6 protein-coding genes are annotated in these 12,151 nt (G+C 69.1%); 1 reads left to right on the top strand and 5 read right to left on the bottom strand.

Annotated features, from left to right (window positions below):
* Position 1: 1 nt before the first annotated feature.
* The 5 genes from ACTMTB_RS05870 to acs all read right to left on the bottom strand — a co-directional run bounded on the left by ACTMTB_RS05870 (position 2) and on the right by acs (position 11,020).
* Complete coding sequence (locus tag ACTMTB_RS05870) at positions 2 to 412, bottom strand: hypothetical protein (protein ID WP_441143028.1); 411 nt, start codon at positions 410 to 412, stop codon at positions 2 to 4.
* A 204-nt stretch (positions 413 to 616) separates the two neighbouring features.
* Positions 617 to 3,004, bottom strand: coding sequence for an immune inhibitor A domain-containing protein (locus tag ACTMTB_RS05865; RefSeq protein ID WP_441144000.1), 2,388 nt, complete (start codon positions 3,002 to 3,004; stop codon positions 617 to 619).
* A 318-nt stretch (positions 3,005 to 3,322) separates the two neighbouring features.
* Complete coding sequence (locus ACTMTB_RS05860) at positions 3,323 to 5,629, bottom strand: immune inhibitor A domain-containing protein (RefSeq protein ID WP_441143026.1); 2,307 nt, start codon at positions 5,627 to 5,629, stop codon at positions 3,323 to 3,325.
* 371 nt (positions 5,630 to 6,000) lie between these two features.
* Positions 6,001 to 8,784, bottom strand: a complete 2,784-nt coding sequence (locus ACTMTB_RS05855; protein WP_441143024.1) for an immune inhibitor A domain-containing protein — start codon at positions 8,782 to 8,784, stop codon at positions 6,001 to 6,003.
* 271 nt (positions 8,785 to 9,055) lie between these two features.
* The gene (gene acs / locus ACTMTB_RS05850; protein WP_441143022.1) at positions 9,056 to 11,020 is read right to left on the bottom strand and encodes an acetate--CoA ligase; all 1,965 of its coding nucleotides are present in this window, start codon (positions 11,018 to 11,020) and stop codon (positions 9,056 to 9,058) included.
* A 348-nt stretch (positions 11,021 to 11,368) separates the two neighbouring features.
* Here acs and ACTMTB_RS05845 point away from each other — a divergent pair, with 348 nt between their 5' ends.
* Positions 11,369 to 12,115 carry an oxidoreductase gene (locus tag ACTMTB_RS05845; RefSeq protein ID WP_441143020.1) on the top strand — a complete coding sequence of 249 codons (747 nt, stop codon included), beginning with the start codon at positions 11,369 to 11,371 and terminating at the stop codon, positions 12,113 to 12,115.
* The last annotated feature ends 36 nt before the right edge of the window (positions 12,116 to 12,151 follow it).

The raw sequence follows: 12,151 nt of genomic DNA, 5'->3' as shown, positions 1-12,151 counted from the left end.
GTCAGCCGACCCGGCTGATTTTGACGATGCTCGCGCGGGTACCCGGCCCGCAGTCGTGTGCCGGGTCGCCCGGCGCGATGGTGACCAGCACCGTGGTCCCGGTGCCGAAGACGCCCATCCCGCTGCCGTGCAGGGCGTACTCCCGGCCGTCGTCGGTGACCAGGCCGTAGCAGGGACCGGAGCCGCCGCGGGTGATCCGGCCGGCGAGCACGTCGGTCACCCGGTTGTCGGTGGGTTTCTTCGGCGGTCCCGGGGGTCGCGGCAGGGTCGGCGGTTCGATCGCGGAGAGCGGGGTGGGCCGGCCCGCCGACGGGACCGGGGGGCCGGAGGGCGCGGTCGCGGGCGGGGACGGCGGCGGGGACGCCGCGCCGGCCGAGGCGGGCGGGTTGACCGGCGTCGGGTCGTCGGACACGGAGTCTCCCTTCCCGGCGCAGCCTGCCAGGGGTACGAGCAGCACCAGCGCGAGAGCGGCCGGCAGGGCGGCGGTTCGTGGTGTCACCCGGATGGGACTCGCCGGGGGCCTCCTTGGTTCCGTTCCCGGAGCGGACCGGCGGCGGAAAGGGCGATGCCCGGGCAGGTGACCTGCCCGGGCATCGGTGGAGCGCTGATCAGTGGCTCAGGAGAAGCGGACCTTCAGCGAGGTGCCGTCCTGCTCCAGGACCCGGATCTTGGTGCCGGTGGCCGGGAGCTTGACGCCGTGGTTCGGCAGCTCCGCGTACCAGTACTTCTGGGTGTCGTCGAACAGCGGCTGCGCGGCCTGACCCCGGATGTAGGAGGGCTGGCTGTTGATGTGCAGCGTGAACGAGTCGGCCTTCTTCAGGCTGAACGGCGCGTCGTAGACCTGAACCCGGGCCCGCCAGGGGTTGCCGGTCAGGTTGTAGATCGGCCGCGGGTGCGCATCGATGATCATGTTACGACCCTCGCCCGGGTGGACGAACGTGTCGTTGTCGGCCCACCGGAGGTTCCAGTAGGAGATCAGCAGACCCGTCTGGTACGCGTAGTGGTCCACGTAGTCCGGCCGGGTGTTCGCGTAGCCGAAGAAGTACGGGCCGGTCTTGAGGTACTGGTCGTACGAGACGTACGACCGGTTGCCGGCGATGTAGTAGTTGTCGAACTTGCGCTTGTAGGTCTCCTCCACCACGGTGAACCCGTTCAGGGTCCAGCCGGTGGCGCCGGCCTCGGCACCGTCGCTGAGCACCGTCTGCCCGTCGGCGGTGACGGTGATCGCGTCACCGTAGAAGCCACCCGAGGAGACGCCACCGTCGGTCTGGTAGCGCAGCCGGAACTGCACGACCTTGCCGGCCGCGGCGTCCATCGGGATGGTGACGTCGACCCAGTTGTCGCCGCTGGAGCCGTCCAGGGCGAAGCGCCCGGGCGAGATCTCCTTGAGGGCCTTGCCGTTGGCCGTACCCGGCAGCGTCGCCCAGGTCTGGCCGTTGTCGGTGGACGCCTCGAAGAAGAGGTAGTCGTAGTCCTCTTCGATGTTGTAGCGACCCTTCATCGACAGCGCGGCGCTGGTCTTCCCGGTGAGGTCGATGGTCCGCGTCATCGTCGTGTTCAGGTCGTCGTCGTTGCCCGAGAAGAACTGCTTGGTGCCCTCGAACGGCTTGCCGTTCTGGAAGGTGTACTCCCGCTGCGGCAGCACCACGACGGCGCCCTGGGCCTTGGCGGTGTTGTACTCCTGCGGCCCGAGCTCCAGGGTGCGCTTCTGGCCGGCCACGATCACCTCGTAGTCGAGCCAGCCGAGCTGGAGCTTGTTCCAGGCGCCGAGGTCGCCGCCCCGCTCGCCGATGCCACCGTCGTTCTTGGCGCCGAGCCGGCTCTGGGCCATCAGGGTCCAGTGCTCGTTGTTGTTGTCCCCACCACTGGTGACGTTGTAGTCGTCCGGCAGACCGAGGTCGTGGCCGTACTCGTGGTAGAAGACGCTCCGGCCGCCGTTCTCCGGCTGGATGGTGTAGTCACCGATCCACACGCCCGTGTTGCCGATCTGGGTACCGCCGGCCGGGAAGTTGGCCGGGCCGGTGTTGCCCTGGTCGGACGCGAAGGCGTACCAGCGGTGGCTCCAGATCGCGTCCTCACCCTGGTACGGGTCACCGTCGGCCTCGTCGCCGCCGGAGTGGACGATCTGGAAGTGGTCGATGTAGCCGTCCGACTCGTTGAAGTCGCCGTCCTGGTCGAAGTCGTAGCGGTCCCACTGGTCCATCGCCTTGACGTCGGCGGCGACCTGCGCGTCGGAGCGCCCCTGCGCCTTCTGGTCGGCGACCCACTGGTTGGCGGCGTCCCGGACCAGCGCCCAGGTGTTGGTGCAGACGTTCGAGGCACAGGGCTGCCCGCCGGAGCGGCCGTACCGGGCCTCGTTGTACTGCACCTTGACCCAGTTGGTGACCTCACCCTCGACGCTGTAGCGACCCGAGGACTGGGCCTCGTAGTACTGCTTCAGCGACTCGTCGCCCTGACCCGTCCCGAAGTAGAGCTTGCGGAAGTAGTCAGCGCTGTAGTCGGCCTGCCAGACGGTGGAGTTGTCCACCGCCCGGTTGGGGGCCGGGATCTCGTTGTGCAGCGGCCCGTCGAACCGGGTCGGACCTGCGGTGTCCGGGTCGGTGTCCTGGTCCGGGTAGTTCGGGTGCCGATCGTTGCCGAACTCCGCGAGGATCACGAAGATCTTGTCGGTCCGCTCGCGGGAGAGCTCGACGTACTGGTCCTGCGTCAGGCTGGCGGCCGTGGCCGTGCGGGCGGCCTGCCCCTCGGCCTGGGTCTTGCCGACCTTGACGACCGTGCTGCCGTTGATCCTCTGTGCCTTGGCCTTGCCGGAAAGGACCTCGCTCAGGCCCTCCTGGCGCAGCGCCCGCCGCTTGTCCTCCAGCGGGTTGGGCAGATCGTGGTCGACATGGGCAGGCTCGGCGACCGACGGGGCGGCCGCCGGCAACTTCGGCGTCGGCGCGGCGCTGGCGGACGTGCCCGCCACCAGTCCTGTTGCCGTCAGCGAAAGCCCGAGCAGACCCACTGCGACTTTGCGCACGTGGTACCTCCGGTGTGAGGGAACCGGCCCAACGGGGGTACGGGCCGGTGAAGTCGTCCCACTAGTGGGACTGATGGTGAAGATAGACACTCCTGCGACGCGTGGGAAGACGGACGCGTCGATTTGTTGCAAGATTTTGTTGGGAATGCTTTTCACCGTCACACCCGTGCGGTTCATCAATGCGTTGAGCAGGGCGGATCCGCGAGCGGTGGATCATAGTGACATATTTCGATCAGATTGCGGCGGATGCAAAACAAGGGGCCGGTGGCGTCACCGCCACCGGCCCCACTGTTAACAAATTGGTCAGTTGCTGACCTTCACGACCATGTCGTCGGTCGGGTTGGTGCCCTGCTTCAGGATCTGGATCGTGGTGCCGGTGCCGGCCACCTTGACCGAGTTCCACGCGTTGCCCGAGGTCCAGTACTTGGCGATGCCCTTGTCACTGAAGATCGGGTTCGGGGCGAGCTCCGGCAGCGTGACCGGCACACCGTTGCGGTGGAAGGTCTGCGCCGGCTTGGCGTACAGGCTGAACGTCGCGTCGAAGCCATTGCGACGGTTGCTGATGGTGCCCTGGCCGCCAACGTTGATCTTGTCGGGGCGAACGTCCACCGGCAGGTTCAGGCCGTAGCCCGGGTGCTGCGAGGTGTTGTTGTCGCCGTACGCGTAGTTCACGTACCAGACCAGCATGCCCTGGTGGTTGGAGAAGCGCTCCACCCAGTTCGGGCGGGTGTTGGTGAATCCGTAGTTGTACCCACCGGTCCGCAGCGTGTCGTCGTACCCGAAGTAGGTCCGGTTCTCCGCGATGTAGAAGCGGGGGTACACGTCGGTGATCGAACCGGTCATCCGGGTGAAGCCCTTCGCGGTCCACGCCGCGTCCAGCGTCTCGGCGTCGTCGGTCCAGGCGGTGGCGCCGTTCTTGACGAGAGAGACGTTGTCCAGGAACACGCCGGCGAGGTGCACGCCGCCGTCGGTCTGGTAGCGGTAGCGGAACTGCACGGTCTGCCCGGCGTACGCCGACAGGTCGTAGGTCAGGTCGACCCAGTTGCCGCTGGTGGAGCCGTCGACGCCGGTCTCACCGGCGTCGATGAGCGAGTTGCTCAGCGAGGTCCAGCTGGCGCCACCGTTGGTGGACACCTCGGCGTAGACGTAGTCGTAGTCCTCTTCGATGTCGTACGACGCCTTCGCGGTGATCGACGCGGACGTCGCACCGGTCAGGTCCAGCTGACGGGTCAGCGTGTTGTTCAGGTCGTCCGCGCTGCCGCCCCACCACTCGTACGAGCCCCCGAACGGGGTGTTGTACGAGGTGGTCTGGGTCTGCGAGGGCAGGTTGACCACGACCGCCTGGGCCTTCGGCCCGTCGCTGTCGCCGGCCGGCCCGAGCGTCACCTGGGTGCTGCCCTTGCCGTACTCCACGGTCGAGTAGTTCAACCAGCCGAGGAACAGCTTGGAGTACGGGTCCATGTAGCCCGGCGTCGAACCGATGTCCTCGGTGCCGTGGCCCAGCCACGAACCCGAGGCCATCAGGCTCCAGAAACCGACGCCGTTGTCGCCGCCGGCGGTGTCGTAGTAGTCCGGCAGACCGAGGTCGTGGCCGTATTCGTGGGCGAACACGCCCAGACCGCCGTTCTCCGGCTCCGTGGTGTAGTCACGGATCCAGAGGCCGGTGTCACCGATCTGCACGCCACCGGACAGGTTGCCCGCCGGACCCGCGGAGCCCGCGAGGTTCGGGAAGGCGGCCCAGCGGTGCGACCAGATGGCGTCCTCGCCCTCGGCGCCGCCGCCGGCCTCTTCGCCCTCACCGGCGTGCACCGCCTGGAAGTGGTCGATGTAGCCGTCGGCCTCGTTGAAGTTGCCGTCGCCGTCGAAGTCGTACCGGTCCCAGATGTCGAACTGGGCCAGGTACTCCTTGATCTGGGCCTGGGTCTTGCCCGCCGCCACCTGGGCGTTGTACCAGGAGGTGGCGCTGTCCTTGACGAAGTTCCAGTACCCGTCGGCCTCGGAGATGGCGTTGCTGCCGTACCGCGCCTCGTTGTAGGGAACCTTGACCCAGTCGCTCACGTCACCGTTGACGGTGTAGCGCCCGCCGGACTGCTGGAAGTAGAAGTCCCGCATCGACTCGCCAGGACCGAACATCATGTCCTGGAAGTGGGCCCGGTTGAAGTCGGACCGCCACAGCGTGCTGTTGTCGTCGGTGGCGCCACCGTCCCAGTTGCGGTCCGGCTGGGGGATCTGGTTACGGACCGGGCCGGCAGCTCCACCGGTCCGGGGATCCGTCTTGTCGCCGAACTCGACCAGCATCGTGAAGATCGGGTCCGTCTTCGGCGCCTGCTGGTACTCGACGAACAGGTCTTCCTTGACCTGGATGACCTTCGAGCCGTTGCGCGTCTGAAGCTTGGCCTTGCCGGAGAGCAGGTCGGCGATGGCCTGCTTCTTGAGCTCCCGCTGCTGATCCGCCTTCGGATCCGGGAGGTTGTCCTTGCCGTGCTTCGCCTTGTCGGCGCCGGGGGTGGGCTCCGCCGCCGGGGCGGCGGACGCCGGGGCCGTAACGACGCCGGCCGCCAGCAGCGCGGCCGCGGCCGAGGCCAGACCGGCTGTGACTCGTCTCCTCAAAGGTCCTCCTCCTTTGTGGAACTGTTACATGACGGGGACAACCAGAGCCGTCTCTGTCATGTCATGCGTCACTCACCATGACAGAGGTTCAAACAGTTGTCACGGGTCAATTACACCGAGGAGCGCCCATCATTCCGGGTCGAATCGGCACCAACCAGCCCGCAAATCAACCGTCAACTTTCGTTACGGTTCGGCCACGATCACTTAGGGTGACGGCGGTTATGGAGTCCCCAACATGGAGCGCTTGCGGCCGCGAAAATGTCACACCGATTGCCGGGAGATGTAGGAGGGCGTAAGAGAGCGGGGCCCGTCCGGAGCAGTGTGCTCCGGACGGGCCCCGCCGTGTGTCCCGTCGGACGAATCGGGACGGATCAGTTCGCCGGGGTCACGTGGACCGTGGCGTACGAGTTGTCCTTCGCCGTCTGCGTGATGGTGATGGTGACGCCGTAGGCGGCACCCTGGTCACCCGGGTTGCCCGAGCCCAGCACGGTGAACCCGAGGTTCGTGCCGTACAGACCCGTGGCCGGGCTGCCGTCCGGGTTGGTGACCCGGGTGGTGTAGGGCACGTTGCCCTTCGACGGGATCACCACCGAGGCGTCGTTGTCCCGGCTGAAGAGCGAGCCGCCCCGCACCTCGATGCCCGGGTACCAGCCCTTGGCGTCGGTGAAGCCCGGCACCGCCGGCTGGGCGCCGAACGTGGTGCAGTACTCGCTGTACGGCTCGTTCGCCGCCTCCAGGCACTCCTTGAAGCCGTACGTGGGCTTGAGCGAGAAGGCCGCGTTGGCGGACTGCGGCCGGCTGGGCAGGTTGTCCAGCGTCGACGGGTCCTTGACGGCCGCCTCACCCTGGCGGCGGTACGGGTCGAAGTGCGAGTCGACGATCAGCAGGCCGCCCTTGGCGCCGTAGCTGGGCAGCGCGGTCATCTGCGCGGTGACGTGGTTGACGTTGCCCAGCGCGGTGTCCCGGTACCAGACCAGCATGCCCGGCGCGTTGTAGGAGAGCTTGTCGACCTTCCAGGCGTCGCGCGAGTACACCGTGTCGTACGCGTACTTCAGGCCGTTGTCGAAGCCGTCGAAGTTGCGCCACTCGGCCAGGTAGTAGTGCGCCTGGTTGGTGGTGCCGCCGTCGATCCGCCAGCCCGGGCCGGTGGTGTCGACGAAGGTGCCGCCGGTCTGGGTCCAGCCGTTGGCTCCGCCCTCGACGTTGTCGCTCCAGGTGGTGGCGCCACCGCCGGTCACCGAAAAGTCGTCGGCGAACCAGCCGCGCTCCAGGAACGCCTCGTCGGTCGCCTGGCGCAGCCGCAGCTGCACCGTCTGCCCGGCGTACGCCGACAGGTCGACGTAGTCGTGCCGCCAGCCGTGGGTGTCACCGGTCAGGCCGTACTTCTTGTTGCCGAAGTCGACCATCCGGCCGTTCCGGTCGGCGTAGCCGTCGTCCGTGGAGACCAGCTTGCCGGTCGAGTCGTAGACCTTCTGCTCAGCCCAGGTGGCACCGCCGTCGGTCGAGACCTCGACGAAGCCGAAATCCCAGTCCTCCTCGATGACGTAGTTGTTCCACATCCAGAACTTCGCGTCGGCCGCCGCCGGCACCGCCACCGAACGGGTCAGCTTGACGTCGGCCCAGTCCTGGTCGGCGCCGGTGTACCACATGTTCGCGCCGCTGTGCGGCGTGGCCAGCGTGATCACCTTGTTCGGCAGGTTGACCTTGATGCCGTCCTTGGTGCCGACCGGGGTCCGCGAGGTCTGGCCCAGCTGCACGTCACGCGGTGTGGCACCCGGGTTGACGTTCAGCGGGTCCGCCCAGCCGAGCACCCACTTGTCCCAGAGGCCCATGTGCGTCGGCAGCGCCTGGAAGATCTCACCGGAGTGCGAGCCGGAGGCCATCAGGTCCCAGAAGTCGACGTCCGAGTCGGCGTTGCCGGAGGTGTCGTAGAGGTCCGGCAGGCCCAGGTCGTGACCGAACTCGTGGGCGAAGACGCCGACGCCGGCGTCCTCGGGCTGCACGATGTAGTTCGAGACCTGCAGGTCGGTGCCCGGAATCCGGTAGCCGCCCGGAACCGACGAGGAGTGCGCCCAGACGGCGTACACGCCCTCGGCGCCGCCGCCGCGGGACTTGCCCTGGCCGGCGTGCACCAGCACCAGGTGGTCGATCACGCCGTCCGGCTCGAAGACGTTGCCGTCACCGTCGCGGTCGCCCTGGTCCTCGATGTCGTAGTCGGCCCACGGGAAGTTCGGGTCCATCTTCGCGAGCGTGTCGACCGCGTCGGTGGCGAGCCGGCCCGCGCCCTGCGGGTTCTCCGGGTGGCCGTTCATCGACTGCTGGCGCCCGGCGACCCAGTTGCCGTTCTCGTCCTGGAAGCAGCGCGAGGCCGCGTACCAGCCCTCGGAGTGCGGCACGGTGATCCACGGGCTGGCCTGCCCGTCCACCGTGTACGCGCCCTTGGACATCTCCAGGTACATGTTGTGCATGGTGCGCCCGGCGATGTCGACGCCCGGCTTGCCGTCCGGCCCGGTCAGGTCCTTGCGGACCCGCTCGGTGATGCCCTCCTTGGTGTAGAGCATCTTGTCGAAGTGCTCAGGGGAGAAGTCCGGCACCCACATCGAGTTGTTGTCCTCGTGCGGCAGGCTGCCCGGGTCCGGGATGTTGTTGTGCTTCGGCCCGTTCTGCACGGTGCCGAGGACACAGCTCCGGTCCTCGAAGACCGTCTTGGGGACCATCACGTCGGTGAAGTCGTCGTTCGCCTGGTCGTTGAACTCCACCAGCAGGGTCAACAGCTTGGCGGTCTGGGTGCCCTTGGCCTGCTTGATCTGCCGCGGGTTCTTGCCCGTCTTGATCGCCTCGGCCTCGGTCTTCGCCAGCTGCCGCGCCGTGACCGGGTTACCGCGAGCGAACTTGCGGTCGTAGGTCCGCGCCTGCTCGACCGCCGGGGCGTGGATGCCACCCTTGCCCTTGACCTCGCGGCCGTCGCTGTCCGGCTGGACGGCCGGCTCGGCGTAGTTGATGTAGAACTCGTCCGCCCCGATGGTGGCCCTGGCGGGGCTGGACGTCTGGGCCGCCGCACTGCTCGTCACGGTCAGTGACGTGGCCGCGAGGGCGATGGCGGGCAGCGCGACGAGTAGGCGTCGACGCGACCCGGATTGCGGAGATGTGTTCATGCCGCTCCAATTCTCGGGCATGGGGAGGGAGGAGTCGGCCGGCGCACTGTATCGATGTGATGTCCATCGAACCGACCTGACCTGCGTGAAACTAAATCAGAAAGACAATGAACGACAGGGGTGAACGTCTCCTGTGGCCGTTCAGCTTCTCCCGCCTCATCCGACCGACCGATGTGACGTCGACGGCACGCGCCGCGCCGTACCCGTCAGAAAACGACGGTGGGTGACGGTCCGCGCGGACCGTCACCCACCGATCGGGGTACGCCTGCCGTCAGTCCTCGTCGGACTTGCCGCCGCCCATCCCCGAGGAGATCAGCTCCATCACCGAGGAGTCCTGGAGCGTGGTGACGTCGCCCAGCGAACGGTGCTCCGCCACGTCCCGCAGCAGCCGGCGCATGATCTTGCCGGAGCGGGTCTTCGGCAGCTCCGGCACCAGCATGATCTGCCGGGGCTTGGCGATCGGCCCGAGCGTCTTCGCCACGTGGTTGCGCAGCTCGGTGATGAGCTTCTCGCCCGCCTCGCCGGCGGTGTCCGTCGCGCCGCGCGGGATGGCGAACGCGACGATCGCCTGGCCGGTGGTCGCGTCGGTGGCGCCGACGACCGCCGCCTCGGCGACCGACGGGTGCGATACCAGCGCCGACTCCACCTCGGTGGTGGAGATGTTGTGCCCGGACACCAGCATCACGTCGTCGACCCGGCCGAGCAGCCAGATGTGTCCGTCGTCGTCTTTCTTCGCCCCGTCACCGGCGAAGTACATGCCCGCGAACCGGCTCCAGTACGTCTCGATGAACCGGTTGTCGTCGCCCCAGATGGTGCGCAGCATCGACGGCCACGGCTCGCGCAGCACCAGGTAGCCGCCGCCGCCGTTCGGCACCGACCTGCCCTGGTCGTCCACCACGTCGGCGCTGATGCCCGGCAGCGGGGTCATCGCCGAGCCCGGCTTGGCCGCGGTGACGCCGGGCAACGGCGAGATCATGATCGCGCCGGTCTCGGTCTGCCACCAGGTGTCCACGATGGGCAGCTCGCCCCGGCCGACGTGCTGCCTGTACCACATCCAGGCCTCGGGGTTGATCGGCTCGCCGACGCTGCCGAGCAGGCGCAGCGAGGACAGCTCGAAGCCGGCCGGGATGTCCTCGCCCCACTTCATCATGGTGCGGATCAGCGTCGGCGCGGTGTAGAGGATGGTGACCCGGTACTTGTCGACGATCTCCCAGAACCGGCCCTTGTGCGGGGTGTCCGGGGTGCCCTCGTACATCACCTGGGTGGCGCCGTTGGCCAGCGGCCCGTACACGATGTAGGAGTGCCCGGTGACCCAGCCGATGTCGGCGGTGCACCAGTAGACGTCCGTCTCCGGCTTCAGGTCGAACACCGCGTGCGCCGTCCAGGCCGTCTGGGTCAGGTAGCCGCCGGTGGTGTGCAGGATGCCCTTCGGTCGGGCCGTGGTGCCGCTGGTGTAGAGGATGAACAGCGGGTGCTCGGCGTCGAACGCCTCCGCCGTGTGCTCCGCCGGCGCGGTCTCCACCGTCTCGTGCCACCAGTGGTCCTTCGCCGACCAGGCGACGTCCTCGCCGGTGCGGCGCACCACCAGCACGTGCTCGATCGACGGGCAGTTCGCCACCGCCTCGTCCACCGTCGGCTTCAGCGCCGACGGCTTGCCCCGCCGGTAGCCACCGTCGGCGGTGATCACCACCTTGGCGCTGGCGTCCTGGATCCGGTTGGTCAGCGCGTCGGCGGAGAAGCCGCCGAAGACCACGCTGTGCGTCGCGCCGATCCGGGCGCAGGCCAGCATCGCGACCGCGGCCTCCGGGATCATCGGCATGTAGATCGCCACCCGGTCGCCGGCGGTCACGCCCAGCTCGGTCAGCGCGTTCGCCGCCTGGCAGGTCAGCTTGTGCAGGTCCGCGTAGGTGAGGGTGCGGGTGTCACCCGGCTCGCCCTCCCAGTGGATCGCCACCTTGTCGCCCCGACCGGCCTCCACGTGCCGGTCCAGGCAGTTGTACGCCACGTTGAGCCGGCCGCCGACGAACCACTTCGCGAACGGCGGGTTCGACCAGTCGAGCACCTGGTCCCACTGCTTCGCCCAGGCCAGCCGCCCGGCCTGGCGCTCCCAGAAGGCCAGCCGGTCCTCGGCGGCCTCCGCGTACGCGTCGGCGGTGACGTTGGCCTCCGCGGCGAGTGCGGCCGGCGGCGGGAACTGGCGCGTCTCGTTCAGCAGGTTGGCCAATGCCTCGCTCATGCGGTGACTCCTTCGTCGGGTGACCTGCGTCTCCTACCCGGCTGAGGGTAGTCGTGGGCCCGGAAGGCCGCGACAACTCGTCCGGCCGGTACGCGCCGAGCGGCCCGCACCGCGCGCCCGGCGGCTTCCGCCGCCCGGAGCGCACCCTTTCCCGCCCTCGCGGCCTGCCCTGCCGCCGCGCCGTTTGCGGCGTGTCGCGGTGTCCGCAGCGCTCGTGGCCCCGACATGCCGCCAAGCCGCGTCGATCGGGGGTGCGGTCGCGCAGTCGCCCGGCGCGGGGCGGTGGCGCGGGTCGCGTTCCCGGCGGGTGGCGGCCGGTGGGGGCCGCCGGGTCGCTAGCGTGGCGGGGTGACCATGGACCCGCTCGCCCCCCTGCTCGCGCTCGCCGACATCGCCCCCGCCGTCGAGCGGGCCCGCGAGCGGGTCGACGAGGCGATGCGGCACCGCGCGCTGCGCCGGCACGGCGGCCAGGTCGCGGCCGAGGTCAGCCTCCGGTCCGCGGTGGCCAGCGCCGCCCTCGAGGGGTACGCCCACGAGCGCGAGACGGTCCGCGCCGGCACGGTCACCGAGCCGGTGCTCCAGGGGGCGCTGCGGGTGGCCGGGGCGCTGCCCGGACTGACCGAGCTCTGGCCCAAGGCCCCCCGGCAGGCGCTGGCCAAGCTGCACGTGCTCGCCGCCCGCAACGTGGTGACCGAGGGCGAACTGGGCCGTCCGGTGGCCGACCCGGTGGTCGGCGCACGGCTGGACGGCCTCGCCGGGCTGGTCGCCGGGGGCACCAAGGTCCCCCCGCTGGTGCTGGCCGCCGTCGTGCACGGCGAGCTGCTGAACCTGCGCCCGTTCGCCGGCCCGTCCGGCGTGGTGGCCCGCGCCGCCGCCCGGCTGGTGCTGATGTCCCGCGGCTTCGACCCGCGCGGGCTGGTCGCCGTCGACGTCGGGCACCGGGAGCGGGAGCCGGAGTACGTCGGCGCGGCCGGCGCCTTCGCCACCGGCACCCCGGACGGGCTGCGCTCCTGGCTGCGGCACTACATGTCGGCCGTCGAGGTGGGCGCCGACCAGCTCACCGTCATCGGCGACGAGATCCTCGCCGCCGCCTGATCCGTTCCGGACTGGGTGACCGCGCTTCTGTCGCCC

The organism is Micromonospora sp. L32, from assembly GCF_052068055.1.
GTDB lineage: Bacteria > Actinomycetota > Actinomycetes > Mycobacteriales > Micromonosporaceae > Micromonospora > Micromonospora purpureochromogenes.
Note: the sequence above shows the minus strand (reverse complement) of the source record. Positions and strands in the feature narration are given on the sequence as shown.